The sequence below is a fragment of the Alicyclobacillus sp. ALC3 genome (assembly GCF_028751195.1).
Lineage (GTDB): Bacteria > Bacillota > Bacilli > Alicyclobacillales > Alicyclobacillaceae > Alicyclobacillus_L.
Map to the genome: position 1 here is coordinate 1,117,630 of NZ_CP066784.1, position 24,857 is coordinate 1,142,486.

Annotated in this window: 38 protein-coding genes; 11 read left to right on the top strand and 27 right to left on the bottom strand. The window is 53.6% G+C overall.

Features of this window, described 5'->3' with window-relative positions; genetic code table 11:
- Window positions 1–7: 7 nt before the first annotated feature.
- From JC200_RS05400 to JC200_RS05415, 4 genes are all read right to left on the bottom strand, one after another.
- The gene (locus JC200_RS05400) at window positions 8–1,711 is read right to left on the bottom strand and encodes a terminase large subunit (protein ID WP_274435158.1); all 1,704 of its coding nucleotides are present in this window, start codon (window positions 1,709–1,711) and stop codon (window positions 8–10) included.
- Window positions 1,708–2,034: a hypothetical protein gene (locus JC200_RS05405; protein WP_274435160.1), complete on the bottom strand. Its 327-nt coding sequence runs from the start codon at window positions 2,032–2,034 to the stop codon at window positions 1,708–1,710. Before JC200_RS05405 ends, JC200_RS05400 begins: the two co-directional genes overlap by 4 nt.
- A 121-nt stretch (window positions 2,035–2,155) precedes the next feature.
- Complete coding sequence (locus tag JC200_RS05410) at window positions 2,156–2,842, bottom strand: HNH endonuclease (protein WP_274435162.1); 687 nt, start codon at window positions 2,840–2,842, stop codon at window positions 2,156–2,158.
- A complete protein-coding gene (locus JC200_RS05415) occupies window positions 2,842–3,372 on the bottom strand; it encodes an HGGxSTG domain-containing protein (protein WP_274435163.1) in 531 nt (176 codons plus the stop codon). The genes JC200_RS05410 and JC200_RS05415 overlap by 1 nt, the downstream gene beginning before the upstream one ends.
- A gap of 107 nt (window positions 3,373–3,479) precedes the next feature.
- On the opposite strand from JC200_RS05415, the gene JC200_RS05420 reads away from it, so the two are divergent.
- On the top strand, window positions 3,480–3,788 hold the full coding sequence (locus JC200_RS05420) for an ASCH domain-containing protein (RefSeq protein ID WP_274435165.1): 309 nt from the start codon (window positions 3,480–3,482) through the stop codon (window positions 3,786–3,788).
- On the opposite strand, the gene JC200_RS24355 is transcribed toward JC200_RS05420, so the two are convergent.
- From JC200_RS24355 to JC200_RS05440, 5 genes are all read right to left on the bottom strand, one after another.
- Window positions 3,731–4,222, bottom strand: coding sequence for a GNAT family N-acetyltransferase (locus tag JC200_RS24355; RefSeq protein WP_443111899.1), 492 nt, complete (start codon window positions 4,220–4,222; stop codon window positions 3,731–3,733). The two genes, JC200_RS05420 and JC200_RS24355, sit on opposite strands and share 58 nt — an antisense overlap.
- A complete protein-coding gene (locus JC200_RS05425; protein WP_274435166.1) occupies window positions 4,144–4,842 on the bottom strand; it encodes a hypothetical protein in 699 nt (232 codons plus the stop codon). Before JC200_RS05425 ends, JC200_RS24355 begins: the two co-directional genes overlap by 79 nt.
- Window positions 4,821–5,378 carry a ParB N-terminal domain-containing protein gene (locus JC200_RS05430; protein ID WP_274435168.1) on the bottom strand — a complete coding sequence of 186 codons (558 nt, stop codon included), beginning with the start codon at window positions 5,376–5,378 and terminating at the stop codon, window positions 4,821–4,823. Before JC200_RS05430 ends, JC200_RS05425 begins: the two co-directional genes overlap by 22 nt.
- Window positions 5,379–5,452: 74 nt before the next feature.
- Entirely contained in the window at window positions 5,453–5,692 is a 240-nt protein-coding gene (locus tag JC200_RS05435; RefSeq protein WP_274435169.1) for a hypothetical protein, read from the bottom strand.
- 140 nt (window positions 5,693–5,832) lie between these two features.
- A complete protein-coding gene (locus JC200_RS05440) occupies window positions 5,833–6,075 on the bottom strand; it encodes a hypothetical protein (protein WP_274435170.1) in 243 nt (80 codons plus the stop codon).
- 203 nt (window positions 6,076–6,278) lie between these two features.
- Between JC200_RS05440 and JC200_RS05445 the strand changes: the two genes are divergently transcribed.
- Together JC200_RS05445 and JC200_RS05450 are read left to right on the top strand one after the other, a co-directional pair.
- A complete protein-coding gene (locus JC200_RS05445) occupies window positions 6,279–6,473 on the top strand; it encodes a hypothetical protein (RefSeq protein WP_274435171.1) in 195 nt (64 codons plus the stop codon).
- A gap of 188 nt (window positions 6,474–6,661) precedes the next feature.
- On the top strand, window positions 6,662–6,901 hold the full coding sequence (locus tag JC200_RS05450) for a hypothetical protein (protein WP_274435172.1): 240 nt from the start codon (window positions 6,662–6,664) through the stop codon (window positions 6,899–6,901).
- 406 nt (window positions 6,902–7,307) lie between these two features.
- Here JC200_RS05450 and JC200_RS05455 read toward each other — a convergent pair whose 3' ends face one another.
- From JC200_RS05455 to JC200_RS05535, 17 genes are all read right to left on the bottom strand, one after another.
- On the bottom strand, window positions 7,308–7,820 hold the full coding sequence (locus JC200_RS05455; RefSeq protein ID WP_274435173.1) for an ArpU family phage packaging/lysis transcriptional regulator: 513 nt from the start codon (window positions 7,818–7,820) through the stop codon (window positions 7,308–7,310).
- A 275-nt stretch (window positions 7,821–8,095) separates the two neighbouring features.
- Window positions 8,096–8,284 carry a hypothetical protein gene (locus tag JC200_RS05460; RefSeq protein ID WP_274435175.1) on the bottom strand — a complete coding sequence of 63 codons (189 nt, stop codon included), beginning with the start codon at window positions 8,282–8,284 and terminating at the stop codon, window positions 8,096–8,098.
- Window positions 8,281–8,823: a Holliday junction resolvase RecU gene (locus JC200_RS05465; RefSeq protein WP_274435176.1), complete on the bottom strand. Its 543-nt coding sequence runs from the start codon at window positions 8,821–8,823 to the stop codon at window positions 8,281–8,283. Before JC200_RS05465 ends, JC200_RS05460 begins: the two co-directional genes overlap by 4 nt.
- Window positions 8,820–9,098, bottom strand: coding sequence for a hypothetical protein (locus JC200_RS05470; RefSeq protein WP_274435177.1), 279 nt, complete (start codon window positions 9,096–9,098; stop codon window positions 8,820–8,822). The genes JC200_RS05465 and JC200_RS05470 overlap by 4 nt, the downstream gene beginning before the upstream one ends.
- Before the next feature lie 542 nt (window positions 9,099–9,640).
- A complete protein-coding gene (locus JC200_RS05475) occupies window positions 9,641–10,468 on the bottom strand; it encodes an ATP-binding protein (protein ID WP_274435178.1) in 828 nt (275 codons plus the stop codon).
- On the bottom strand, window positions 10,380–11,414 hold the full coding sequence (locus JC200_RS05480; RefSeq protein WP_274435179.1) for a replication protein: 1,035 nt from the start codon (window positions 11,412–11,414) through the stop codon (window positions 10,380–10,382). Before JC200_RS05480 ends, JC200_RS05475 begins: the two co-directional genes overlap by 89 nt.
- Window positions 11,415–11,441: 27 nt before the next feature.
- Window positions 11,442–12,158 carry a hypothetical protein gene (locus JC200_RS05485; protein WP_274435180.1) on the bottom strand — a complete coding sequence of 239 codons (717 nt, stop codon included), beginning with the start codon at window positions 12,156–12,158 and terminating at the stop codon, window positions 11,442–11,444.
- Window positions 12,159–12,161: 3 nt separating this feature from the next.
- Window positions 12,162–12,515, bottom strand: coding sequence for a replication terminator protein (locus JC200_RS05490; RefSeq protein WP_274435181.1), 354 nt, complete (start codon window positions 12,513–12,515; stop codon window positions 12,162–12,164).
- 100 nt (window positions 12,516–12,615) lie between these two features.
- A complete protein-coding gene (locus tag JC200_RS05495) occupies window positions 12,616–12,813 on the bottom strand; it encodes a hypothetical protein (RefSeq protein WP_274435182.1) in 198 nt (65 codons plus the stop codon).
- Window positions 12,814–12,818: 5 nt separating this feature from the next.
- Complete coding sequence (locus tag JC200_RS05500) at window positions 12,819–13,529, bottom strand: MBL fold metallo-hydrolase (protein ID WP_274435183.1); 711 nt, start codon at window positions 13,527–13,529, stop codon at window positions 12,819–12,821.
- The gene (locus JC200_RS05505; protein WP_274435184.1) at window positions 13,529–14,533 is read right to left on the bottom strand and encodes a recombinase RecT; all 1,005 of its coding nucleotides are present in this window, start codon (window positions 14,531–14,533) and stop codon (window positions 13,529–13,531) included. Before JC200_RS05505 ends, JC200_RS05500 begins: the two co-directional genes overlap by 1 nt.
- Window positions 14,533–16,563: an AAA family ATPase gene (locus tag JC200_RS05510; protein ID WP_274435185.1), complete on the bottom strand. Its 2,031-nt coding sequence runs from the start codon at window positions 16,561–16,563 to the stop codon at window positions 14,533–14,535. Before JC200_RS05510 ends, JC200_RS05505 begins: the two co-directional genes overlap by 1 nt.
- Window positions 16,506–16,736: a hypothetical protein gene (locus JC200_RS05515; protein ID WP_274435186.1), complete on the bottom strand. Its 231-nt coding sequence runs from the start codon at window positions 16,734–16,736 to the stop codon at window positions 16,506–16,508. The genes JC200_RS05510 and JC200_RS05515 overlap by 58 nt, the downstream gene beginning before the upstream one ends.
- Before the next feature lie 130 nt (window positions 16,737–16,866).
- Window positions 16,867–17,085 (bottom strand): hypothetical protein, encoded by a 219-nt coding sequence (locus JC200_RS05520; RefSeq protein WP_274435187.1) that lies wholly within the window; start codon window positions 17,083–17,085, stop codon window positions 16,867–16,869.
- Complete coding sequence (locus JC200_RS05525; RefSeq protein ID WP_274435188.1) at window positions 17,085–17,594, bottom strand: hypothetical protein; 510 nt, start codon at window positions 17,592–17,594, stop codon at window positions 17,085–17,087. Before JC200_RS05525 ends, JC200_RS05520 begins: the two co-directional genes overlap by 1 nt.
- 223 nt (window positions 17,595–17,817) lie before the next feature.
- Window positions 17,818–17,994: a hypothetical protein gene (locus JC200_RS05530; RefSeq protein WP_274435189.1), complete on the bottom strand. Its 177-nt coding sequence runs from the start codon at window positions 17,992–17,994 to the stop codon at window positions 17,818–17,820.
- Window positions 17,995–18,083: 89 nt separating this feature from the next.
- Window positions 18,084–18,302 (bottom strand): helix-turn-helix domain-containing protein, encoded by a 219-nt coding sequence (locus JC200_RS05535; RefSeq protein ID WP_274435190.1) that lies wholly within the window; start codon window positions 18,300–18,302, stop codon window positions 18,084–18,086.
- A gap of 94 nt (window positions 18,303–18,396) precedes the next feature.
- Here JC200_RS05535 and JC200_RS05540 point away from each other — a divergent pair, with 94 nt between their 5' ends.
- The 8 genes from JC200_RS05540 (at window position 18,397) to JC200_RS05575 (ending at window position 23,874) form a co-directional block, all read left to right on the top strand.
- A complete protein-coding gene (locus JC200_RS05540; RefSeq protein ID WP_274435191.1) occupies window positions 18,397–18,804 on the top strand; it encodes a helix-turn-helix domain-containing protein in 408 nt (135 codons plus the stop codon).
- Window positions 18,797–19,420 (top strand): hypothetical protein, encoded by a 624-nt coding sequence (locus tag JC200_RS05545; protein ID WP_274435192.1) that lies wholly within the window; start codon window positions 18,797–18,799, stop codon window positions 19,418–19,420. The genes JC200_RS05540 and JC200_RS05545 overlap by 8 nt, the downstream gene beginning before the upstream one ends.
- 377 nt (window positions 19,421–19,797) lie before the next feature.
- Complete coding sequence (locus JC200_RS05550) at window positions 19,798–20,232, top strand: hypothetical protein (RefSeq protein WP_274435193.1); 435 nt, start codon at window positions 19,798–19,800, stop codon at window positions 20,230–20,232.
- A gap of 2 nt (window positions 20,233–20,234) precedes the next feature.
- Window positions 20,235–20,525, top strand: a complete 291-nt coding sequence (locus tag JC200_RS05555; protein ID WP_274435194.1) for a hypothetical protein — start codon at window positions 20,235–20,237, stop codon at window positions 20,523–20,525.
- Between the two features lie 359 nt (window positions 20,526–20,884).
- The gene (locus JC200_RS05560) at window positions 20,885–21,517 is read left to right on the top strand and encodes an ImmA/IrrE family metallo-endopeptidase (RefSeq protein ID WP_274435195.1); all 633 of its coding nucleotides are present in this window, start codon (window positions 20,885–20,887) and stop codon (window positions 21,515–21,517) included.
- Between the two features lie 14 nt (window positions 21,518–21,531).
- On the top strand, window positions 21,532–21,966 hold the full coding sequence (locus JC200_RS05565) for a hypothetical protein (RefSeq protein ID WP_274435196.1): 435 nt from the start codon (window positions 21,532–21,534) through the stop codon (window positions 21,964–21,966).
- A gap of 25 nt (window positions 21,967–21,991) precedes the next feature.
- Window positions 21,992–23,536 (top strand): recombinase family protein, encoded by a 1,545-nt coding sequence (locus JC200_RS05570; RefSeq protein ID WP_274435197.1) that lies wholly within the window; start codon window positions 21,992–21,994, stop codon window positions 23,534–23,536.
- Window positions 23,488–23,874, top strand: coding sequence for a sigma-70 family RNA polymerase sigma factor (locus JC200_RS05575; protein ID WP_274435198.1), 387 nt, complete (start codon window positions 23,488–23,490; stop codon window positions 23,872–23,874). The genes JC200_RS05570 and JC200_RS05575 overlap by 49 nt, the downstream gene beginning before the upstream one ends.
- Window positions 23,875–24,026: 152 nt before the next feature.
- On the opposite strand, the gene JC200_RS05580 is transcribed toward JC200_RS05575, so the two are convergent.
- Complete coding sequence (locus JC200_RS05580) at window positions 24,027–24,848, bottom strand: carbohydrate ABC transporter permease (RefSeq protein ID WP_274435199.1); 822 nt, start codon at window positions 24,846–24,848, stop codon at window positions 24,027–24,029.
- Between the last annotated feature and the right edge of the window lie 9 nt (window positions 24,849–24,857).

The window sequence follows — 24,857 nt, forward strand, 5'->3', positions numbered from 1 at the left end:
ACCCCCTTCACTTGAGCAATGTCATATAGTCGCTACGGAATCGGGTATAAGCCGCGTAGGCGATAATCTTCGCGACCGCCCCGTCAATCCGTTTGTCAGGCTTTATCTTCACCGGCATGATGAAATCGTTGGAGTCGAGTTTGAAACCGACGTTGCCGAGACACCACATGTCGATTTCGTTGGCGTTGTAGTTGACCAACCCCGACCGCAGGTCTTGACCGAGCAATTTCATCGGACTGGACATGTGATGGCGTTCCTGCGGAATGCGCTCGAGGTCAAAGCCGAAGTCTTCCATGTCCTTCGCCCAATACTTCGCAAGCGCATTGTCGTAGCCGACTTTGAACGGCCGGATGTTGTATTGCTTGAACAGGCCGATGAACCATTGCGTGATGAGCGAGAAGTCGTTTTCGTTCCCAGGACTAACCTCAATCAATCCATCGGCAACCCATTTGCGGTAGTCGCGGCCGTCGTCCTTGCTGTCGAGTTTCGCCTCGGGCACGAAATACTTGGTGATGAAATACTTCTTGGCGCTGCCAGCGCGCATCAGCATGACCGTCGCGCACGCCAAGTCAGTCGTTTCAGCCAGGTCCACCCCGCCAATGCCGAAGTGGCCGCGGAAATCTTCCAGGTTGAACGTCTCGACGTTCCGATACTCATGTTCCATCAACCACGCAGACGCGGTGTTCTGCTTAATGTTAAAGTCCTTCGCCAGCACAAAGGCACGCGTCTCGGTGTTGGTCTTGGCGAGCTCTACCCACTTGCGCAGATAGGACCATTTCTTGATGACGCCGAGTCCTGGATTGCTCTTGACCCATGACTGCTCATCCTGCCAGACCTCCGCTTCAGAATCCTGCGTATACATCCAAATCAGCCAGCGCGGCTGTTCGGTTTCGCCATACAGCACTTGTCGTGCCTCGCGCAATCGCTTGTCGAGGTATCCGTCATTCGTGAAGCCCTCGGTTGTCAGTTCAAAATATAGAGGCTCCTCCTGAGTGGACAGAGCCTGCTGAATAGGCATCACCAGTTCGTTGTTCTTCATCTCATGGACTTCGTCGACGGCGCCGATTGCAACGTTGCGTCCTTCCTTGCTGCCGGTTCGCGCCGTCAGCTTGCGGATGCTGCCTTTGTTCTGGTAGCTGAACTTCCCTGTCTTAATGGGCTTGCGAGGATTCCCGAAGTAGATGCCCGTTTGATTCTTGCGGGTCTTGCGCTCAAGCGACTTCGATTCTTCGCGCATGGCGTTGATGGCTTGGAACATCAGGTCGGCCTGCTGGTCGTCGTTGCTCGCGCACAGAACCTTGCAGCCTTTCTCGCCACAGAACCATTCGGCAAGGATGAGCGCACTGACAAACGGTGTCTTGCCGTTTTTACGGCCGACCAGGTAAAGAACATCCTGAATCAGCCGGACCCAGCGACCGGCCTCGGGATCGTACATCTTGAAACCGTAGATGGCTTCGGTCACTGCCTTTTGGAACAGTTCAAGGATGAACGGCTTGCCAGCGAACGGCGCTTCGAAGTGCTTGCAGTGCGTCTCAATGAACTTGATTCGCTTGTGCGCGTCCTCGAGTTCAAACTGGATGTTTGGATCCTCGAAGTGCCGTTCCAGTATGTCGAGCATGAGCTTCAGTTCGTGGCCGACAATGATTTCGCCCGACTTGCACTTGTTGATGTAGGCCGCAAGGTGTGAATCTGCCAGGTCACAAGTAATCACTCGAACTCATCCATTCCGTCGTCGGGGTCGAGGACGTTTTTGGATAGCACAGAGTTGAGAGCCTTGATAACAACAGCGTATGAATTCAGGTTCCGCAGGTACTGTTTCGCGGCCTCGGTTGGCTTTTGCACTTCGGGATACTGCGGATGGACCTTGACCATGCCAGTAGACATCATCAGCTCCCGCAACTGCTGATTCTCGGCATACAAAAAGGCTGCATCGTCTATGAGTCCACTGACGAGTTCAGCCTTGGCGGGTTCCACATCTTTGAAGAGATCGGCGAGCTTCCGTCGTTCTCGCTCGATTACATCGGAGTTCGGCATTTTTCCGAAAACCTCCAGCGATTTTCGATTCTTTTGCCGTGGGCAAAATTGTTGGATATGCTGCGGTCTCTAAGCGGCTGCCTCCACGGTGCACCCGGGGGGTCTAGCCACACCGGCAGGGTCACGGCACGAACCGTTCGAACCAAGCTCGGATGTACGCCTCGTACTCGCCCTGCCGGTACCTCAACCGTGGGTCGGTTCGCAGTCGGCTCACACATTCGTCAGCAGTAGCCTCCACGAAGATTGGCTCTGCTCCTGTTTCGGCGATAATCTTCTCTCGTTGGTACTTATCAGCATATCCGCCTACGATCCAAGCGTTGTGCCAACGTCCGAAGCGCACGCGGATGTGGTCGATGAGCTGGCTCCGCATCTGTCTGGCAATCGGCAGAAGTGAATCCGGCTTGTCATACTCCGGCAGGCCGGTCATGGCGGCAAATATCTCGTTAATGTCCACGAGGATGTCCAGCCTACCTTTACTCTGCTGAACGAAGGTGGACTTGCCTGAGAGTGGCGGGCCATAAACCAAAAACACTTGCTGTCCGGTATGTTCAAATCCGAACCGCAAGTGTTCCTTGTCGTGGCAATCTCGGCAAATCAATTCGACTCGTTCAGGATTCAAGCTAATCGTTCGGTCGTGGACATTTTCAGGCGTCAACTCTGTTTTGTGGTGGCCGATAAGTTGCCGCGGGTCGGCGATGAGCCGCTTGCACCGCGAGCACACCGGGCCATGTTCCATGATGAGCGCTAAGCGGAACTGCTTCCATTCCAAACTGTTGTAGAAGTTCCTGAGCCATTCATTACGAGCCATCAGAACATCTTCTTTTCTTCTTGTTGTTTCTTCCACTCAGCGAATTCAATCTGATGCCGCAGTGCAATGAACTTCGCTTTCCGTTCTTGAACTCGAGTCAGCGCCTCTTCAATTCGTTGGATTTGTTCCATGACTGATTCAAGGCGCGTGTTCGTGCCTTTGCTCTGGCCGACTTGCCTGTTGCTGAGTTCAGAACGGTCGACCGTGGCAATCGTCATCGCTGGTCCATCTGCTAGTTTCTTGATTCTGAGCAGCATCCGGCGTTCACGGATGTCGAGCAAGCGGATCTCGTTCTCAATCTGTTGCATAGCGTCGACATCCACTTGACCGTACAGTTGGCGCTCGGTGTCGTCAAAGGCGTCCATCCAGATGGATTCGTGCTCACCGGTGGTGACAGCATTCTTGTTGCCCTTCATCTTCTCTGGTGGTGCGCCTGTACTCTTGCCGCCATGCATCCGGCAACGATTGTTCTTCATGGAGTGGTTCTTGCATGGATGCCCGTCACGGGTCTTTGCTCCGCATAGTGGCACCTCACCACCTTCTTGCAAGGGGTTTGTTTTGTCGCCTGTTCCAATCGTGAGAGGACTATGCCATATTTTACATAGCCAGCGTATATCATGTTGAAGAGGTGATGGACATGTTGTTGTTCGTCAAGAAACGATTTGCTGACGCCTTGGCTGACGGGTCCAAGCAGTTTGAGCTTCGTGCCGATGTGCCGCGCTATCGGAACGTAAGCGAAGGCCACATCCTGTCCGTCAACGGCCGGCAGTACTACCGTGTGGTTGAGGTTCTCCGCTTCTCGACAGCACAAGCAGCCGCAGACGAATTGACGCCGGCAGCATGCGGATTTGAATCAGCGGACGAGCTGTGCGACGTGTGGCAATCGCTTTATCCAGAATCGCCAGGACTTCTCGCTTGGCGTTTGGAACGGTACGCGAAGGTGTAGGTGTTGCGGTCGCTAGAGTGGACAATGCCTTTTATTGCCGTAGGGTTCTTCCCCGCCCCCACGCGGCCGCGCCGCTTCAATATCCACTGCGGGCTGTTTCGTAAGGCTTGCACCAGGTTCCTCGCGCTGGTGACAAGGTGAAAGTCGAATCCTTGCCCGGTATAGAGCTCCCCGATTCTATTGAGAAACCTCGTTCCGACGCCAATCCCCTGGTAATCCGGCAGAGTGACCACCCGATGCACTTTCTTGATCTTCTTGTTCTGTGGATGCGGGAAGTGGAGCACCGCACAAAAGGCAATCGGTTCGTCGGCGATAAATGCCCCGTAGCACGTTGCGCCAGGATGAAGCGCACCGTCTAGATAGTGATGCTTTCCAAACGTGCGCCATAGTCGTTTTGCTTCCGCTTTGTGTAGCCGGATGATGTCAACGTGGATTTCGGGCCTTCTGTGACCCGGATTCCAAAAAAACGTTGTTCGTCCGTGTCGTAAATCCAGTCCGGCTCGAGCCAATCTATGATGTCGCGGTGACAGGCTACTGCGACGAACTGTTTGCCAAGTCGCCGCACGGCCTTGCTGATGGCATATGAACCTGTCTTCGCAACTTCACGATTGACCACACTAGTGAACTCGTCGAACACAAACAAGTCGCGTTCCTCGAGGATGCAACGAGCCAGGTCCACCCGCATCTTCTCCCCGTTTGAAAGTACGTCATACGGCTTGAGCCAGCTTGGCGGGCTGCTGAACCCAACCGAAGTGAATGCCCGGGTGATGTCCGTGACGGTCTTTTCTTTCGGCATGTCGTCAATGATGCTTTTCGCGTGGTAGTCGAATCCTCGGATATAGGCGTCGCCGAATGTTTCTTTGGCGATGGTCGACTTGCCCGTTCCGCTCGCCCCGACGATAAGGCCGACGTTCCACTCGCGGTTTTCGATCGCGATGTCACCTGTGAAATGCTCATTGGCATGCGATGGTTCCAAATCGAACGAGTCCAGCACACTCGCCACACGGAATGTCATGTCCGGTTGAACGGTCTTTACAATGTCGAAACTCGGCATTTCAGACCCTCCTCAGTGAGTCGGTAGTATAGCTGTTCCTGTTCGAGTTCGTTCTCACAGGTGACGATGACTTCGAACTTGTCGCTGACTTTGTCTGACAGGTCAGTTTCGTCGCCGTCGACTTCCTTGTGGACTTCGGTCATCATGCGCTCGATTTCTTCCTCGTCGAAGCCTGTCAGGTACAAGTCAATCTCGCCAGTGTCCAGTTCCTGCAGCAAATCTTTCAAGGCGTCACGATCCCAATCGCCTTCAATTTTGTTCAAGGCGAGATTTAGCGCCTTTTCATGTGCATCGTCCAGGTCGACGACTGACACCTGAACTTTGTCTGTTTTCATCTCATCGACGAGAACTTTGAACCGCTGATGTCCGCCAACTAAATTGCCGGTTCTCTTGTTCCACACGAGCGGTTCGACGAATCCGAACTCTATCATGGAGTGCTTCAACTTCTCATAATCCGGATCGCCTGGCTGCAGGTCGAGACGAGGATTGTACGGCGCAGGATTGATTTTTCCGACAGGTATCGTTTGGATGTCCACCGTTTCCGCCCCTTCCGCCAGTTCTCACGCACAAAACAAAAAAACCCGCCGAAGCGGGTCTCGAACCTATCTTGTCATCTAATTTTTGCATCCAGTTCGTTCATCAAACGTTCCATGTCTTGATCTGCTTGTGCTCTCTTCACAGTCACTACTGGCGCGCCTTGGCCGTTTCCCGTTCGATACGTCATGACACTTTCTACTGAGTACACAGCTGACCTCTCAACGATAAGTTCCCCGACATGGGGAACGCGCTCTGTATCAATGTGAAAGTGATTGTTATTTCCTGCCTGCAACGCCACCACGTGCACCCTCATTCTAGTCACCTTCCTTGTTCACACATTCTGTCCAGCGTCTCAAGTCTTGCGGAGGTAGACTTGAGACCTTCGGCTGGGCAACCAACCGACGTTGCAACATCAGCGCGCTGGCTCCAACATGGATACCCCGACAAAGCGGCTTACCTCAACGGATGTTTCAATTCAATTGTGTCAATTCCATCAGCGGTGACAGCTAACTCCCAGCCACTGGATGACCTCGATATTTCGATCAAACCTTTTTGTTCCAGATAAATGTAGTGATTGTAAACGATATTAGAAATAGATGTTGGGTCCCAAGATATCACCCGCTGCCCATCGCCATCAAACATACGATTGTAGATGGACTGCAGTATATCCATCCTCTCAGCTTCACGTTCATTCACCTTCATCACCCCTTTGCCAGACACATTCTGCACGTGTCTGGCAAATCCTGCATACAGATTTATCTCTCATGCCTCTATTGACCAGGCTGTTGTTGTGAGCGAGAAGATACAGCCGGCGCCATTGTCGCGCCAGACTTCCTCCAAACTTGAGTCTGGTCATAGATGAAGCATGGTAGACTATCTCTGGAAGGAGGTGACATTGGATGACAAAAGCCGAGTTATCGACTGCTGCAGCCAATATTGCAAAGGACCTCACCATGCACTTTGCAGGTCAGTTGCGAGTAGGTAATACCACCAGCGCCGAAGCGCACAATGAGTCGCTAACAAATGCGGTGACGAAGTTTTACGACTCGATGTATGAATGCGTACATGCACAGCTTGCGGGAAATCAGTCGTAAAACGTTTGGCGCCTGCTGCCCGCCGGGATAGCAGGCGCCCACAAGCAAGGGGGGTTTATATGGCGCCACATTTCTGCCGCACCAACGGGAGCGTGAGCCCGCGGAGACTCACACATGCCTTGGCAGCTCCCGTTGCTACGTCAGTGCTGTAACCCAAAATCATCTAACGGCGGATGGAGGCACAACCCATGAATCATTCAGAACCAGGTACAGTTCAAGTCGCTGAAGTCAATGCTGCTGGAACAATCCTGTACTCAGGAAGTCTTGAAGAGTTCGAGGAGTTAACCGGTCTACGTCTGACGTTCGGCATCAAACAACACAAGCAAACATTCGAACTGGATGGAAGTACATATCTCATCGTGCATGCCGTGGCCAGCGGAGCAATTGGAACTGTATACGAATTACAGGTGCAAAAAATACACGCATGACTTGGTGCTGTTCGTCAACGCTTCATCATATGGGCGGCGGCGCAAACGCCACTCACCACGAGTATCATCGACAATCCGCCGCCAATGATAGTCTCAGGTCTCACGTCGAATCACTCGCCTTGTTACTGTATCCACATAACCCGTCTTTGTCGCCACGAGCACACACCGACTAAACATACATGAGCAAGTGGTTCCGGCACGTGCTGAGAACCAATCACATTTGACACCGTCTTTGCACGGTAGCATTGTGTCACCTCACATGAACGCAGAAAAGACGCCCACTTTCGCGAGCGCCTTTTCTGGGGTCAGTTCGAATTTGTTCCAGGACACACTTACCCTTGGGTCCAGTATACGGCCGTTTCCGCACTTCAAACCGCACACATTCCGTGCACATCCCGCACGAGATTCAGGCATCCTCAAACGCCACAATCCGAAGGATCTCCGCCAACATGAGAATCGCATCCGCTTTCTGCTTCTCGTAGTATCGCAACTCGGCGAACCAACCTTCGCGCTGCATGTCCTGCAGCACCTCCACATCACTCGGCAGATCGTGCAGCGATTGCGCGCCTCGGCGAAGCGTCATCAGTCTGCGGACAATAATTTCGCGCCCATACGGAGGCAGTTTGCCAACCGCTCTCTCAACCCGCGCAACAAACCCTTCGCGGTAGTCCTCCGGCGTTCCGCCACCTGACCCGAGTTTCTGGCCTATCCTGCGAATCAAATCAGGGTCTGCCGCATTCTCATATCCTGGCTTCGGTGCCCGTGGGCGATAGTCAATGCCGTTCTCCAGTTGTTGGAGATACCGTCTATACACCGCGAGATATGCGTACACTTTGCGCCGGGTCTTCACTTTGTCCACTCGAGGCAGCCCAAGGTCAGCGTATATCTCTATCTCGATTTTTCGGGTTGCTGCCAACATGTATCACACTCCCCCGTTGGTGGCACAATATTTGATAGAAAAACCGTCTCCTTCGCCCCGCTTGTGCGGGGCATTTTCTGCTCATTTCCGTCAATATGTCGAGTCTCCATTGAAGGGCCGTTCCCCTTTCTACTTCGAGGATTCGTCACCCGGTACCGTTTCAGGTTCTCAAGCAGGAGTTTTTTACTCAGGGTACTGAAACTTATCGGTCATCGACACAAAAACGTCACATAATGTCGATCTTTGTCGGTTATTTCAACCTTACACTGACCCTATCACCTAACCCAAGGATCGGCTTCTGCCGATCCTTCTTTTTTCTTGGCATATTTACCATACGCCCCTCCGGACGGCTTCAATTCTTCCGAGCCCTGTCCGAACATTGCAATCTCTGTGATGGACCTTTCTCTCTTCAACCGTTCGGTGCTACGGTCTGCGCTGGCTCCTTCCGCCATGGTCTGGTTCATCCCATGACCACCTCCGTCTGCCGCAACAGCTCGTCCACCGTCGTCAGATAATCGAGCACCACGCCGCGACCACTCTCCAGCCGATAGCACATCACCTGAATGTCCTCATACGGTATCGACTTGCGGCCGCCACGCTCACCCGCGTCCCACGCATTTACGACCATCTTGCCGGGCACGAAGTAGATCTCGTGACGAGCGGTGAACTCTAGCACCACGAAGCAGATTGCGCCGGCAGCCATGCAACTGCGTAGATGCTCGACCTGGTGCGCGTGGAGGTTGTCCAACGGGAAGCGCGTTTTCTCCTTCGTCGACTTCGCCTCAAACTCCAGTGCATGTCCACGGTAGACACCCTGATAGTCAACCGTGGACTTTGCTTCAAAAAACGCCTTGGTAATTTGTGTGCCGCGCGATCCGTGGACTTTGATCGGCGTCGGCCGCTTGTGAATGACTGCCACACCGCGCGCCCTGTACTGCTCGTTGGCGCGATTGACGAGGTTCTCCAGCGACATCCCGCGGTTGGCTTGCGATGGTCTCGTCATGCAGCATCGCCTCCGCCCGGCCAGTGAGCCTCGCAGTAGACGTGGCTGCCCGTTGCGTCTTCGACGAAGAAGTCCTCGCCGCGTAGCCCGTCAAGCTGACAACCGCAGGTGTCGCAATAGTCGACGTACACTCGCCGCTCAACGATCGTCGTTTCCACGCGTGGGATGCTAGACCACTGCAGGTTGAACGTACGGACCGTCTCACTGTCGCGTACTAGTGCGAATCCGTCCCTCACTTCGTTCACTATAGCCAAAATCGGTTCCTTAACCTGCATTTTGGAACCTCCTAATCGTTATGTCATTAGACATGCCGATACAGCATATTTTGTTGTCGGCTCTAGTGCATGGAATGCCACCTCTGGCGATACAGCTAGAGCCACTTGGAGAGGGCCAACCGCAGGCGGCCTTCTCCCCCTTCTTAGCTGGCAATAACGTACGCCTATTTTTCCCCTGTCTCCGACGTTTGCCCGAACCTTTTTCCGCGTGCTGCGTATAATGTCGTATCCCTCCTGTCCGCCCTAGGTAAGCGGACAGTCTTCGGGCCGCTACGGCGGCCCGTCCTTCTTTCAAACCGAACTTCATCTGCACGTTGTTCGGCACCCATCTGCTGGTTCTGCGGATTCTCTGTCCCGCACCCGCGCACGTATCACTCAACACTTTCCCAAGATTCAAATTGTCCGCCACCACCGCCGAGCCCATCTTTGTCCGCGTAGCTGAACGCATGCAACATACCACCGCCGATTGTCCTCCCACCGCATTTGCGCCGATTCCCAGTCGTTCTTAAACCAAGGCAGGACCTTGCGCATTTCCCGTCACCTCACATCGCCACGAGGCTATAGTTCAGTTCCATTCCGGCCTCGGCCTCTTCTTTCGTCAGTCCCATCACAACGCGGAAGTCCTTTGACCGCTCGTAGATTCGGCGTGCAATACCTTCGTCCACCCGGAACAGCGCGTCGAAGTCCCGTTCTGAACTGACCAGCATTGGCTTGCGGTTGCTGTATCGAAAGTTGACCACTGCAAACAACGCTTCTGCCGTGAACTCCGTTGGCATCTCTCGGCCTTTGTAGAGGTCGTCCAGAAAGAGCACATCCACCGTCTTCATCAGGTTGAGCCGGTCCTGCAGACCTTCGAAGTCCTTTCTCAACTCGCCAATGCTCTCGGCCCAAGGGAAGTACAAGACGCTGTACCCCTTCCGCATGAGTCCATTCGCCACAGCCATTAGTAAGCGCGTCTTCCCGGAACCAGGAGGCCCTACCAGCGTGCAACTGTTGTGCGGACCTGCCTTGACGTCCTCGAAGCGCTGATAATAGTCAAGCGCAACGTCGCGCGCCTCTCGTATGCATGCCGGACGGTCCTCCACGCGGAACCCCTTGAAACCCGCCGACTTGAACTCTTCGGTGATGTTGCTGGAGCGGAACAGCCTTTCCCTGTACCGCTTCTTTACGCAATCGCATGTCCGAGCCTCAAACAATTCCCCAACGAGGCGCGGATCTGACCAACTCAGGACCTCGCCAGCCAGAACAGCAACGGAACCAACGTCCCGGCATATGTCGCAGTCATACACGGCCGACCTTGCCTCCGGTGACACTTGTCGTTCGGCCATTCGGGCCGCGAGGTTGAGAAGTTGCTCGGCTATTTGCTGCATGTCTTGTACTCCTCCCTGTTGGGAATGATGCTGCGACAGAAACTTCGATTCGCGCTACTTCTGCTTGCCATCGCTCGTAAATCTTCGGTGCGCAGTAGGCAAGAGAATTGATTTTGTCAAAGGCGTGCTTCGGAACGTGTCCAGCGAACGCTTCGTCGATGCCGCTAATGATTCGACCTCGTGGAACACCTTCGGCCAGCAGCTGGTTAAGCACCTTGAAATCGTTGTTCTTGAGGATGTACCCAACGTTGCCCATGTTGATTTGCATCCGTTGTTCCACTGCGCGTTCGAACTCTGGACCTGACATGTCGGTGAATTCGCGCACGCTATCAGCAGCAGTAGCAGCGGCGATCTTTTTATTTATTTCATTACTTTCTTTAGGCGTTCGGGAATCCGCGCCACCATTGAGATTTTCGGGTGCAAAGGTTGTGCTATCACACAACGGTTTTGTTGTGCTTTTACACAACGGTTGTGTATTTGCAAAAGGTTGTGCGTTTGCTAAACCGTTGTGTGTTTGCAAAACGTTCCGTGATGAGTGAACGTACAACTTTGCGCTGATGGCCTCAGCCAGATTGTCGGCATTGATTACGTTCTCGGACCACTGCGCGATCTCAGTGTTCATGCCATAGCGCTTGTACCGCCCGTTCTCTTCGTCCTGGCGTTCGAACACCACACCCGCCTTGACCAGCAGCTTCAGCTGTGTCGAAACGTATGTCCGTTCTGAGTTGACTGCTGACGCGAACTCAGCCAGGGTGATGCGGTCGTCCTTGTGCTTCTTCTTGCCTTCTTCCGCCCAACCGTACGTTCGCCGCCAGATAAAGAGCACAAGCCCCTTTGCCACCCCGTTCAGCTTGGCCATCGACAGCGCTTCGAGCAGGAGGTGCGCGATGGGAACCACACCGTCCTCGATGTCTGCTTTCAGGCATTGGTAGTCACCCTTCGGCACCTCGCATGCACCTCCGTCCTATATCCTTTACGACAGCAACACGACCGCCCCGGTGTTGATTGAACCTGTCAGCGCGTCCTTGAGGTAATCGTGAATCTTGTCCATGGCCTCTACCTTCCAGGCGCCACCGTCCGCCTCGAACAATGCGCATTCCGGGCCCGAGCGCATGCGGAACACAAAGGCGCTCTCCGGTTGGTCGAGTTCCACAAACGTGCGGTACGGCTTCAGATACACCGGGTTTGGCACCTTGACGTCTGCCACGGTGGCAACGCCCGTCTTAGCGCGTACCTGCTGCGATACGCCGTCATCGCCGTATGTGGTGACGTTGTCGTCTTTGATGTTGCCGACAATCTGCAAAACTGTGGCACGCTCGTCCGTGGTCACGAAGTTTGCTTGCAAGGCGATGTTGAACGCCTCGACGTCATGGAATGAGCCGAACCGGAACTGCGGAATAAGCGCCTTTGCTTCGATGAACGTGCTGCGGTTCATGTCGGCGTTGAGATGGCTGTACGCCTGTACTTCCGTCGGACTGACAACGTGAACGATGAGTTGGTCAGCGCCGTCCTGTGCATCAAACTTGGATTGCAGATAGTCCACAAGCCCGGACAATGTGTTGACTGTCAATGCGGATGCGACGGGTGACTTGATGGCGACCAATTGTCCATTGGTGTACGGACGCCCGTTGATCTCTGTTACCTTCGTGTTTGCCAAGTCCGTGATGTACTGCAGTGCTTCTTTGATCATGGATTACACTCTCCCCTGTTTGGATTCGAGATAGGACACCTTGTGATTTGCTTGGTCGACTTCACGCTCGTCGAATAGCTTCTGTTGGATGAGTTCCGCGCCGACGACCTTACCAGCGCCGTCACGGTCAAGCAGGATCTTCGTCGACGGTATTTCTGCCGGTGCCAGGACCGACTTAACACTGATGTCGACGCCGGCCACATCCCGGTACTCGTCCGTCTTGAACTTCAGTTGCAGCGTGATAGCGCGCGCCTTCGTCGGGTCGGTGTTCGGGTCCATGATGTTGTCGAGCACCTTCTGCAGTTCGATTTCAAAGCGCTCAGAGACAGCGCCTCCGGCCAGTTCAGCCAGGTTCATGATGATTGCTCCTCTCGTCATATCGTCAGCTTGTCCTGCGTACAGTGAAGAAGTGAGACTGAGGATGCGCGGCCGCGCTGGCTCACACCAAGCACGAACTTCACCGACTCATCCCCGGCATGTACCATCCCACCGAGTGCGGATGGTGCGTTGGCATGTATATCTGCGGTATCGGCAACGTGATATAAGCAGTTGCTGCCGCGAAAAACGCTAGAATGCATAGAGCCCAGACAATCAGTCGCAACACTTGACGTCTCCGCGTGCCCTTGTCGGGCTCCGACTCGTCTATGCGCGCCATGTCCTTCACCGCCCCGCGACGCGCACTTGCACGCCTGTTACCTCTTGCACCCGGCGCTTGAACATTGCTTCGTCCGAGTTCGAATCGCTCAAGTGGATAAGCCACACTTCTTGCACTCCCCTCAGGTCGTTGGCTTTCAAGAACTCCAACGCCGTCTCTAGCGACATGTGACTGCGCAGCAACCGTCTTGCTAACACGGACGGCACGCGACCGGATGCGACGTTGGCGTCAAGAATCCCTTTGCTGTAATTCGTCTCGAGCATGATGTGTGTCAGTCCCTCGAACCGGTACTTGCAGTAGAACGTGTCGGTCAGGAACACCAACTTTTCGCCCGTTCGGTTCGCCAACAGATATCCAAGCGGTTCGCTGACATCGTGCTGCACGTCGAACGGCATGATGGTCCAGGTGCCAAGCGCGAATGACTGGTGCGACTGAACCGGGTGCGCTCGGTGATGACCGTCCAGCCTCAGCGCGTCCCATGTGCCGTAACTCGCGTACACGTCAACACCGGCCTTCATGACGTCCCTGACCGACCTGCTGTGGTCACCGTGCTCGTGAGTCAACAAGCAGCCGGCAATGTCTGACATCCGAAACCCGACACCGCGCTGGATGTCCTTGAAACGAATGCCCGCTTCCAGCAACAGCTTGGTGTGCCCGTCGTCAATCAGATAGGCATTGCCAGCGCTGCTGCTGGCGAGCGGCTTGATGGTGAGCATCAGAACGGAACACCGGCCGCTACCGGTTGCGGTATGTCATCGAGATTGAGTTCTGTCTGACTTGTCGCGCCGTCGTCATTTGAAACGTTGTAGTCGATGTCTATCGTCTGGCGATTCGCGTTCTCAGCGATCTCGGCACTCACTCGTGCCTGCTCCACATCGCCTTCCATCTGACTCAAGCGCAAATAGTCGTCGTCAATCTTTTGACTGTCGATGGTGATGTCGCTGTACGCAGCTCGATAGATGGTTTTCCAAACCATCTTTTCGTACCAACCATCCACCGTTTCCGTCCCTGTTTTTCTGTTCTTACCCGTGTCCGGGTCCTTCTCCCAAACGTCTTTCTCTCCGCCCCAGAACTCTGTGCTTGCGTAAGTGGGCTTGCGCTTCATGATGTCCTTTAGCGACAACACGACCAGCCGGTTCTTCTCCGGCGCTTGAGAATACACGTGGTAGTAGAAACCGCCCACGATGTCACCGCGGTCGAAGTCGTTGGTGACACGAAACTCATATCCTTCGTATGGATTCTTGGAGTCCTTTTTGATGGAGCGAAATTCATCACTGGAGTAGACAATTTCGACAATCACGGCGTCAGGAACATTGAGGCCGTACTTGATGGCCTTTAGCTCAATGCCACGGTAGCCCTCAACGAACGTGATGTCGTATTTGCTCGTCGAATTGTTTTTGAAGGGAACCATGTGGATGTGGTTCTTCTGCGCTGGGTCGAATCCAACGCGGGCGCACGCCACAACGTCACGAGCGAGCTTCTGCATGTTGACGTTCTCCCAGGTGACGGGCAGATTATCCCGATACTTTTCGGACTTCTTCATCCGCTTGTCCTCTGCGATTTTGAGGGCTGAGTCCAGCGCAACAAAGTAGTTTCCGACGAGTCGTTTTTGAAAGTTGGTCAGCGCCAGTTCACCCACACCGGAACCGAATTCCGACATGACCTTGACAGTAAATGCTTCCGACGCGGTCAATTTCTTCTTCTCGAGTTGAGTCGACATCATGCAGCCTCCTTCGGTTCGTGTTTGACCTCGACACGCAGCACCTTGTCACGCGCAGACACAATCAGGCTGATGACCTGCGCGTCCACATCGATGAGCTCAGTCACGGACTCACGGTTGTCTATGAATATCGGAGCAGAAATCCCGTAGTGCTCAGACAGCGTGTTGATGATGTCGAGCCCAACGTTGATGCGTGCGGCGTTGTTTAGACCCGAACCGTACGGCACACCGTTGTACGTGGTCTGACAGGTCTCGGACACGCCACCGTTGATTTGCGCTTCGAACAACTTGAACCGCGCAAACCGGAACTTGCCGTTGATGCGGTCCTCGAGTAGCTGCACCTTCGTCCGGATGAACTCCTCAGTCAGGTACAGTTGTTCCTCGAGCGTTTCGTACTCGGCAGCCAAGCGGCGTTCGTCGGCGCTCAGTTGTGCAATGCGTTCATCTAACTTGCGCACCTGGTCAAAGGCAGCAAGTTTCGGCTCCGCACGACGCAGTTCGTCGCGCAGGTCCATCAGCTCACCACGGATGCGCTGGACCTCAGTCAGCACAGAATCCCGCAGATTCGTGATGCGCGCATTGCTAGCCGCGATCTCTTGCTGCTTCGCGATGTATTCCGGATTGTCGGTCGGGTTGGATGCCGCCGCAGCCATCTGTGCTAGTTTCGTTTCCTCGCTACTGAGCTGTGCTTGCAGAGACTCTTCTTGTTGCCGTAGCACTTCTAGCCGTTGGCTAGCCCTGTCGGTCCCCGCGGCCTCACGGTGCGCGTTCTCAGCCGCCTCTTTGCCAGCGCCGACAATACGTTCAAGCTCCGACGACTTGTGAACATTGAAATGGAGCAACGCTTTCTCGCGCGCATCATGGACCTGCTCAGGCGGGAGTGCCTGTCCGCATGCTGGACAGGAGTCCTTGACCGTGTCATCAAATGTTGCAGCGTTAACCTCCGTCCATTTCAACCGCCAGTCATTTGCCAGTTGCTCATACCTTTGCATGGTCTCGGTGTGCAGTTGGATGTCGCGGTCCGTCGAGCGAATCCGCTGTTGCACATCTGCTAAGTCCCCGCGCAGATTGGTGCATTTCGCGCGCTGTGCCTGCAGTGCATCGGCTTCACCCGCGCCGACCTTGTTTTTGATGGACAACAATTCCGACTCGAGTACAGCGAGGCGCTTCTGTTCCTCGGCAACTTCTCCCCCGTTTTGTAGCCGGGCAATTTCTTGGTCCTTGCGGTCTACCTCAAACCACAGCTGCTCGATTTGCTTCTGAAGGTCCGCTTCGCTCAAACCGGACGTGTCAGGTTTGGAGCGCTCAACTTCGTCGATGCGAACCGGGATTTTTTGCAACTCGTCGTTGATCTCTTTCCGACGTGCAGCGATGATTTTGCGGTGGTCATCAATGGAGCGCCCCCCGAGGATGGCGGGCAACTTCACCAATGCTTCGTTTGAGGCAATCACGTCTGCATCCGAAACATCACCGCAGACCTCTAGCAGAATCCTGCGCCGGTCTTGCCAACTCAATTGCTCGTTGAAATAGGACGGCGAGGTTAGAAGTTTGAAGATGGGCTCGTCCACAATCGCGGCGACACGGTCTTTGAACTCTTTGAGTTTCGAAGGTACGCCGTCGATGAAGTAATCAGTCGTGTGACCGGTGAAGTCCGCCGTAGCCGTCCCGCGCTTCTTTACCCACTTCTCGCTAAACACTTTCCGCAGCGTCAGCGGGCGTCCGTCGATTTCGAGTACCGCTTCAACCTCATGGTCCAGACCTGGCAATGGCTTGCCGTTCGCGTCCAGTGTCTTGATGTCGAAGTCCTTGCGGTTCTGGCTGTCCTTATCGAACAGTAGCCACAAGAACGCGTCGAACAGCGTGGTCTTGCCAGTCGCATTGTCGCCGAACACTTCTGTCGTGGTACCAAAGTCCGAAGTCAGGTCGCGCACGCCTTTGAAGTTGCGCAGCGTCAGTCTGGTCAGCGTGATATTCATGCGCTCTTCACCGTCCTTTCTCTCTGAATGCGGTTGATGGTCCACTGCACCCATTCGTTAATCTCTTGGAGGCTCTCGACTGCCTTGTCAGCGTCCATCTCGGCGTCGTCATCCTCGAACAAGGGAACCAACACGTCGCGGATGTACTCCCCCACGACCGTTGCTTCTGCAATTCCCGGACCTTCCAGTTCTTCTGCCAACTCTGTCAACTGCTCAACTAGTGGCATGTGTCGTTCGCCTCCTTGCCCATGTCGTTCTCGTGCGGTACACTCGCGGTGGATGGTTTTTGTAGCGCCTGACCTCGCTGTTTGCCCAGCGGGGTCATTCCATATCCACGGCTTTCAATTCCTCGCCCCCTCAAATCGTCGTCCGGCTCTTGGCGATCTTGCGGTACAGGTCCATGACTAGCCGGTGCTTCTCGTTCCATGCCGGATGTGCCAACATCGGAATCTGATACTGCCGTTCCATTCGAGTCATGATGTTTGACAACGCCTCATCGCGGACTACCCCAGGAGCCAACCGCATCGCCGCGTCAAACGCGCCAACAAACTCCCACAAGGTGTTTGCCTCGCTCATTACTCGCTGACCCACTGCCGTGACTTCAGCAGCTGGTGGTGTTCCTGCGCGATGCTTTGCATGCTGAATCCGTACTCTTCGCACTGCGTGCCGACGTATGTCCATATCCAGCAGAGTCCGTCCATCACATCGAGCAAGTGTTGCCGGCGCCGTTTGTGCTCCGACTCGTTCTCTGCGGCCGGCAGCTTCGCGGCTGACTCCTTTTCAATCTCCGATGTGACCGTCTGGAGTTCGTCTAGGCACATTTCTTTGACAGCGGCGCGATGATGGTCCACATACTTGCCATCCAACCATTCGACCGCCACACCGCCGGTTGCGACACTTGCCAAAGCCGCGTACATCGCCGGGTGGTCCAGCTTGCTTGCCAAGAGCGGCGCAATGTCCGGTGCTACGTTTCTGCGGCCGGTCTTGATCATGGAGAGCATCGACTCGCTCTGCGGCAGGTCGAGATCACGCAGCCGCATTTTCCTCGCCTTCAAACTCGTGTTCATTGCATGTGCGACTGACACCGTCCTATCCCCTTGTCCTGTGTGATTGGTTGTAACTACCTCACCGGGCCCGCGCTTATTCTCTGTGTAGGGCTTGTCCGATGTGATCGGGACGCCCCGGAGGGAGCATCCGTCATGCCTGACTTGGACCAAAAGATTGCCGTGTTTGAGGCCATCTGCTTCGCCTTCGCCGAGCAACTCGCTGACGAATTCAACCTTGACACCATTTCCGTTCGCGTGGAGATTACTGGTTCGCCGTCTCGAGACACCGAGCCACCGCACGGGCGATTCTCTCCCGAATGCGTTTTGCCTCTTCCTCGCTCACTGGATCGGGAGCATAGACGCGAATTGTAGTTCCGCCAATCTGTCTTACCATCGCGGGCACCTTCCCGGCGTTCATCGTCGCGGCGTTCTGTGCCACTGGCCTCACCTCCCTTGGTGGATGATATGAAGGAACTGGTTGACCACTTGCAGATGCTTTACCGAAATTGCGGATCGTGCTTGCTCTGCTTAGGCGGACTCTGTGCTACAATTGCGAACAGATAGTTCGTCCAAAGACACTTCGAGGATCTCAGCCAACTTCGACGCTTTCTCAATGTTTGGGGTTCTGCTTCCGGTCTCATAGTGCTGATAGGCACGGACAGTAATCCCCATGCTGTCGGCGAGTTGCTTTTGGGTGAACCCTTTGCGCTTTCGGATGTTTCGCAACTTGACTCCGAACTGTGTCAACGTCATCACCACCTTGTTTGATGTATGAACGTTTAGTTCATATCAATAAATTATATGAACGATTAGTTCATGTCAAGTAGAATGAGGTCAATTTATGGCGACTTTTGCTGACCGATTAACTGAATTACTCAACATGAAAAACGTCAGGCGCAAGGACCTGGCGGAACTTCTTGGTGTCACGTATAAGACTGTCAACAACTACGAGAACGGGACACGTGAACCCAACATGGAGCAATTAAAGCGACTGGCGGACTACTTTGAAGTTCCTCTTGACTACCTCACCGGTCGCTCGGACAGTATTCCAACTGTCTCTGATGAAGTCGGTGAAGTATCGCCAGAGGAAACTGCCTTCCTCAAATGGGTCGAGGACAACCTTGAAGGCAGCTTCTTCTACGACTTTGACAAGTCACCTGAGGACGCGAAGAAACACATGATGGAGACGTTACGATTGGTGTGGGAACGGGAACGTGGCAGAAAGCCTGGGCAGAAGCAGGGTGAGTGAGGACGTCGAAAAAGCGGATAAGAAGCATACCTTTCCAAACTTAAAACACGATCAAATCGTTTACCTCAATCCAGATACCGTCGACGCTGATTTTAAACTGGGACACGAACTTCGCCTCCGGGTTAGAGACGAGTTTGTCGCTTCTGACCCAGAATGGGTCCTCACTTACCGAGCCCTACTCAGGTCATATGTCGTGAAGTGGACAGCGAAATTGACTACAATTGAAGTGTCGAAGTTTGCCAGTCTTGCAGCGGTATCCGGGGTAGTCTTAGGAGGCCTTTTGACACTCCTTCTACCACTGGTTACGCACTACTCTGCCACAAAGATGTTGCAGTTTGACGCAATTTTTATCCTTCCTTATTTTATAGCAATGACAATTTTGTCCTTTGTGCTTCGATCGACGGATCGTCTCACAAAGCAAATAGAAGTGGCGACGTTTCTGCTTGAGGTTCTTGATGAAGTGATCGTTTCCTCACGTGCATTCGTACTGCGAGAAGAAGTCGCTTCGACCAGCGAGATTACGGAATCCCCCGAGGAAACGTCACAGACACTAACCGATCCCACTGGGAATCAACAGGCACAAACGTTATCCCTTATGACACCAGCGAACGATTAGTGGCATTTGGCATGACATAGGGGCTAGGCAGCGAAGGTTGTATACCTATGGAGAAGAATTTTAAAATCACAGTCACCGTTGCTCATGGAGAACTATTCGTTTCCAGCGTCTAGTCAAGCTCGATCCGCGGCACGAATATTGTGATCCTCTCGCGATGAAGTAGAGAACGTCACTGTCATGCCGTGTGTCACAGGTCAACGATGAGAAGTCAAAACTGTGAAAATGATGTGCTATGATGTATTGTATTGATAGGGCGTACAAATCGTTCTATTTGATGGCAACTGTTGCTTGACAGTTAGAAGACAGAACGCCGAGGAACTATCAAGAAAATTATTCCAGATAGTCCGCTTACCATGGTTACAAATGGAGGAAAATACATGTCCGCTATGGTTCGTAACGAGGTTACAGCTACCCATAACGACATTTCCATGGATGATCTACACTTACGACACTTCATCTTGTGTGAATACTCGACTCTTGGAAAAACAGGAAAAATATCTGCAGTGGACGTTTTTGAATACTTCGCCATCCATGACGAGTCGGCGTCCGTCCGCTTCAACCTGATTCTCGGCATATGCTTTTTACAGCCAGCGCGCACATACAAGTTTGAAATGGAAATATCGCAAGCTGGCGCTCAGATCGGGTATGCAACTAATCCAATGTCCGTGGACAAGCCTTATGAAGTCATGAACCTCCAGTACGCTGATGTCGTTTTCCAAGTGCGGAACCAGGGGCCGGTCCGCTTCGACATTTTGGTTGACGGTAAACTGATCGGGCGACAGTTTGTCATGGTCCGACGCGAGGAGGAATAGAGATGGTGAAAGACCTGCGTTTTCCAGAACCCAACGATTCTTTGGCTCTTCCAAATGGTGGTGGTATGATCGAATTAAAGGCAAGCCACCTTCCACACAGGGGCGTGATACAAGTGAAGTCTCCAACACGCAAGAACACTTTTCTCGACGAGGCACTTCTGGGATTTCTAATTCTAATAGGGTTGGCTTCGTTAGTAATTGGTATCAAATCTCACGGCATAACAAGGGCATACGGAATGGCCATGTTTTTTCTGGCTGGCTTTGCCACGTGGTCCGTCAGCCGAAAAAAGTAGGTGCTGAATGGGTCAGCCGGAAAAACGACAATCCGATCCTGTTACAAGTGGTTTTGCCGGAAGTGATTTTTGGAAGTATCTAGGGCTCGGAGCTACACCATATGAACTTAAGGGCGCGCTCGCCGTCTGTTTTTTCATTGTCGTTTCTGCAACAATCCTAGGGGCTATCGGGCGTTTGCCAGTGTTCGTTATTGTACTGTCGTGGTTCCTTATGATAACGCTTTATGTCATCGGTGTACGAATGTCTCGTCATAAGTAGTACCTGTCCCCTCTCCAGGGGATTTTTATTTTATATGCTTTCCTATCAAAACAATACGGTCTATAATACGAACATACGTTCCTGTTTGGAGGCGCATCGTATGTTCGACATCTCACAGTACCGTCCCGTCCACCTCGAGTCGTCCATCGTCACCTTCTACCGCAATAATCACATCCGTAGCCCGCAAGACATCGACCTAGAACTCTTCGCACACGACGCAGGTATCTGGGTACACTTCCTCGCGCAACCGTCGACCAACTACCAGTTTCGCTCCGACATGTACACTGTCATCGTGGACAATCGACTCCCATGGGAACAGCAGCGCGTGGAGATGGCACACGAGCTCGGCCACGTTCTCCTTCACGCCGGTCGGCAGGAGTTCATGAAGGACGACTGGAGGGCGCTACAAGAGTTCCAGGCAGACATGTTCGCCATGTATAGCCTCGTACCCACGTTCATGATTGCCAATTGCATCACGCAGGCGTCATCGCGCGCGCAGCTCGTCAACCAGCTGGCGTACTCGTTCGATGTGCCGCAGCCGTTCATGGACGCTCGACTGACACTCCTCGAGCAACGCCTCTATACCATCGCAGCTGAGAACCAAATGGCAACGGCAATCCGTGAAGCCACTGCTGGATATGACTACAGCTATCGCCATCCTACCGACCGCCGCGTCGAATATCTCGTCAAAGATGGTTCGGTCGTTGGAACCCGCCGGCGTGCTGACATCTGAAGGAGGCAATCAATATGAGTAAAGACTTGGTCCCCGTCATCGGACTAGTTCCATCCCTTGAAACTGTCTTCTTGGATGAACAGCCAGCAACGGCGAACCTCACAGTTAAGTCATGGGCCCCATACAACCGATTCGCTGTTCAGGCCGCCGACAACGGACTCGACTCTTTTGGTCTGCGCGAAGGCACCTATGCAATCTTCCGAGAAGCCCGCTGGCCTGACCGCGAATGCCAGGTGTGCCTCATCCGATTCGCGGAAGAAGTCACCATCCGACTTGTAGAAGGCATCCGGAGTGATATGGTGAATTTACGAGTTAGCGGAGATCGTATTCCTCCGGTGGAGGCTGCGCCCACAGACTTCACGATTGTTGGTATCCTTGATGGTGTCATCTTCGAAGAATTCGCGGAAGTCGCTCCAATCGAAACAGATGACTTTGATTGGGGCGCGTAACCCTAATACGAAGTGAGATGATCCCATGCAAAGCAGTTTCCCCACGCATCTCAACAACGTCTATGTGTATCTGCGTAAGAGCCGCGAGGACCGAGAGGCCGAGGAACGCGCACGCCGCGAAGGCCGTACCGACATCGAGACTTTGTCACGCCATCGCCGTGCATTACTGGAATTGGCACACAAGAACCACCACAATGTCACCGTCATCCACGAGGAAGTGGTCAGCGGCGAGTTTATCTCGGAACGCCCTGAAATGCTGAAGCTCCTGACGTCTCTTGATACTGGAGAAATCGACGCAGTGTGGGTGATGGACCTCGATCGTCTTGGGCGCGGCGACATGGCCGACCAGGGCCGCATTCTACGCACATTCAAAGAGACAGCAACTCTCATTCTGACGCCGGATAAAGTCTACGACCTCAACGACGAAATGGATGAAGAGTGGACTGAGTTTAAGACGTTCTTCGCGCGGCGCGAACTCAAGATGATCACAAAGCGCATGCAGCGCGGGCGAGTTGCCTCCGTGCAGGAAGGCAAATACATCGGCACGCGGCCGCCCTTTGGGTACGATGTCACGCGGGACCTTATCCTTGTGCCAAACGACAACGCGGACACCGTGCGACGCATATTTGACCTCTACACCCGTTCTGATATGGGGGCCAGCCGGATTGCTGCGCACCTCAATGAGCGTGGCATAAAGACGCCAAACGGCAAGTTGTGGCGTTCCGAAAGTGTGATCTCGTTAATTCGCAACCCTGTGTACGCGGGGTGGATGGCATGGCGCAAAACCTACAGTGACAAACGGCATGGACGCGGTACCAAGCGACCACGCGAAGAATGGGTACTTGCACGTGGCAAACACGAACCCCTCATCGCGCAGGATGTGTATGACAAGGCCGAACAGATCCGTTTAGAACGGAGTCACACACCAGGCCCGAAAGCGAACGAGACAGCAAGCCCATTGACGAGCCTGATTGTCTGCGGGAAGTGCGGCAGCAAGATGGTTCGACGTCCCTACACAAAACAGGCCGCACATCTACGATGCGCGAATCCGCACTGCACGCAGAAAAGTACACGGCTTTCTCTGGTAGAAGGCCGCCTCTTGGAGATCCTCGCCGACTGGCTGTCGTCGTACATTCTCACAACGGAAGAAGTTGCAGCAGCCCTAACACACAAAACCGAGGAACCTGTGAGCACGAAGGCACTCTCCGCGATTGATCGCGAGATTGAACGAGTCACGCTACAACGCGACCAGTTGCACAACCTGCTCGAGCAACAAGTGTACGATGCGGACACGTACTTGGAGCGCAACAGCAAACTGCTAGCGGAGATGGCTGACCTGCGCAAGCGACGCGAAGCCATCGAGGGAGATCTGAAACGTGAGGGACAACTCAGACAGGCGCGTCGTAATGTCATCCCTCGCATGACTCGGGCCCTCGACGCCTACCACAAAACCAACGACGTGGGTACACGGAACGAGTTGCTCAAGTCCGTGTTGCACCACGCCATCTATGACAAGCAGCCATGGCAAGTACGCGATCAATTCTCGCTGGAGCTTTCTCCACGCATCTAAACGTCTATATCGTAAAGGGAATTGAGATCACGATTTCGGACGTCCTCGGATCTGACGCTGACGAGACCGAAGAAGAAGTCAGTAAACGTCTCGAGATTAAAAACATGCTCCAGCTCATGAACATCCTCGACGAACGGGAGCGAATGGTCATCAGCTTGCGCTTTGGACTCACGGATGGGCAAGAGTGGACACAAAACGAGGTCGCAGAACACCTCGGAATTTCTCGCTCCTACGTGTCTCGCTTGGAGAAGCGCGCTTTGTTGAAAATGTTTCACCAGTCCTACGCCGGCAAGCGAAAGCGCAAACCGTTTGTGTATCGGCCACCGGTGGATAACTAACACCCAGATTGGAACTCCTCGTAGCAGCATCCCAACATACAAGGGTTTGGAACTCAATCCCAAACCCTTGTATCACGATCGATATGTACCGGCCGGGCTCTCTGCTCCGACCGTCTTTGTGCTGTATTTTGTCAGAAATTGAACAAGACTCTTCACCGAAACCCCGTTGTGGAAATGCCCCGAATGAAGTGACGCTGGAAGACGATAAACACGATGACCATGGGTATGGTCAACAGAATGACGCCAGCCAAAACGTTGTTCCAGTACTGATTGTACTGATTGTAAAACGAGGTGAGACCGACGGGCAACGTGTACATGTTACTCCGTTGCTCAAGGATGACTGGCCAAAGAAATGAGTTCCAGTTCCCCTGAAACGCGAATATTGTCTCCGTCGCCAACAGCGGGCGTGACAGCGGTAAAAATATGCGTACAAACAGCCCCCAGTAGCTCAGGCCATCGATGCGGCCTGCTTCTTCAAGTTCCTTCGGAATCCCAAGAAAGAATTGTCGAGCCAAAAAGATCATGAATGGTGACATCAGGAATGGGATGGTCAACCCTTGGTAAGTGTTTACCCATCCCAAGTGTACCAGCAAGATGTAAATTGGAACCATGACCACCTGACCTGGAATCATCATGATACCGAGGAATACAAAAAACAAAAACCCTCGTCCAGGGAACTTGAGACGCGCAAAGGCGTAACCCGCGAGAGTGTTGACCACGAGGTTACCGATGGTCACAATGGCCGCGACTACAACGCTGTTGATGAACCAGCGAAGGAAAGGAAACTCTGTCAAAATGTACGTGTAGCTGTGTACGCTTAGTCTCGATAGAGGCACCCAGTTTTGGTAGACTCCGCTTGTTGGCTTAAACGAAGTGTAGACAGACCAAACAAACGGCGTGAGTGTCACAAACACGTACAGGAGGGCGACTCCGTACAACCATGAGCGCCTCGATTTGGATGTAGCCGCCTTCACTAGCCTCAC

Coding starts and splice junctions, on each gene's coding strand:
- JC200_RS05520 (WP_274435187.1), bottom strand. CDS start 17,085: ATGAGCGAGGCAAACACCTTGTGGGAGTTTGTTGGCGCGTTTGACGCG.
- JC200_RS05505 (WP_274435184.1), bottom strand. CDS start 14,533: ATGTCGACTCAACTCGAGAAGAAGAAATTGACCGCGTCGGAAGCATTT.
- JC200_RS05425 (WP_274435166.1), bottom strand. CDS start 4,842: ATGCCGAGTTTCGACATTGTAAAGACCGTTCAACCGGACATGACATTC.
- JC200_RS05465 (WP_274435176.1), bottom strand. CDS start 8,823: ATGACGAGACCATCGCAAGCCAACCGCGGGATGTCGCTGGAGAACCTC.
- JC200_RS05450 (WP_274435172.1), top strand. CDS start 6,662: ATGAATCATTCAGAACCAGGTACAGTTCAAGTCGCTGAAGTCAATGCT.
- JC200_RS05500 (WP_274435183.1), bottom strand. CDS start 13,529: ATGCTCACCATCAAGCCGCTCGCCAGCAGCAGCGCTGGCAATGCCTAT.
- JC200_RS05435 (WP_274435169.1), bottom strand. CDS start 5,692: ATGAGGGTGCACGTGGTGGCGTTGCAGGCAGGAAATAACAATCACTTT.
- JC200_RS05515 (WP_274435186.1), bottom strand. CDS start 16,736: ATGCCACTAGTTGAGCAGTTGACAGAGTTGGCAGAAGAACTGGAAGGT.
- JC200_RS05540 (WP_274435191.1), top strand. CDS start 18,397: ATGGCGACTTTTGCTGACCGATTAACTGAATTACTCAACATGAAAAAC.
- JC200_RS05555 (WP_274435194.1), top strand. CDS start 20,235: ATGGTGAAAGACCTGCGTTTTCCAGAACCCAACGATTCTTTGGCTCTT.
- JC200_RS05485 (WP_274435180.1), bottom strand. CDS start 12,158: ATGATCAAAGAAGCACTGCAGTACATCACGGACTTGGCAAACACGAAG.
- JC200_RS05575 (WP_274435198.1), top strand. CDS start 23,488: ATGGCAAGTACGCGATCAATTCTCGCTGGAGCTTTCTCCACGCATCTA.
- JC200_RS05495 (WP_274435182.1), bottom strand. CDS start 12,813: ATGGCGCGCATAGACGAGTCGGAGCCCGACAAGGGCACGCGGAGACGT.
- JC200_RS05470 (WP_274435177.1), bottom strand. CDS start 9,098: ATGCAGGTTAAGGAACCGATTTTGGCTATAGTGAACGAAGTGAGGGAC.
- JC200_RS05550 (WP_274435193.1), top strand. CDS start 19,798: ATGTCCGCTATGGTTCGTAACGAGGTTACAGCTACCCATAACGACATT.
- JC200_RS05490 (WP_274435181.1), bottom strand. CDS start 12,515: ATGAACCTGGCTGAACTGGCCGGAGGCGCTGTCTCTGAGCGCTTTGAA.
- JC200_RS05565 (WP_274435196.1), top strand. CDS start 21,532: ATGAGTAAAGACTTGGTCCCCGTCATCGGACTAGTTCCATCCCTTGAA.
- JC200_RS05410 (WP_274435162.1), bottom strand. CDS start 2,842: ATGGCTCGTAATGAATGGCTCAGGAACTTCTACAACAGTTTGGAATGG.
- JC200_RS05475 (WP_274435178.1), bottom strand. CDS start 10,468: ATGCAGCAAATAGCCGAGCAACTTCTCAACCTCGCGGCCCGAATGGCC.
- JC200_RS05560 (WP_274435195.1), top strand. CDS start 20,885: ATGTTCGACATCTCACAGTACCGTCCCGTCCACCTCGAGTCGTCCATC.
- JC200_RS05510 (WP_274435185.1), bottom strand. CDS start 16,563: ATGGGTGCAGTGGACCATCAACCGCATTCAGAGAGAAAGGACGGTGAA.
- JC200_RS05570 (WP_274435197.1), top strand. CDS start 21,992: ATGCAAAGCAGTTTCCCCACGCATCTCAACAACGTCTATGTGTATCTG.
- JC200_RS05455 (WP_274435173.1), bottom strand. CDS start 7,820: ATGTTGGCAGCAACCCGAAAAATCGAGATAGAGATATACGCTGACCTT.
- JC200_RS05445 (WP_274435171.1), top strand. CDS start 6,279: ATGACAAAAGCCGAGTTATCGACTGCTGCAGCCAATATTGCAAAGGAC.
- JC200_RS05405 (WP_274435160.1), bottom strand. CDS start 2,034: ATGCCGAACTCCGATGTAATCGAGCGAGAACGACGGAAGCTCGCCGAT.
- JC200_RS05420 (WP_274435165.1), top strand. CDS start 3,480: ATGTTGTTGTTCGTCAAGAAACGATTTGCTGACGCCTTGGCTGACGGG.
- JC200_RS05460 (WP_274435175.1), bottom strand. CDS start 8,284: ATGAACCAGACCATGGCGGAAGGAGCCAGCGCAGACCGTAGCACCGAA.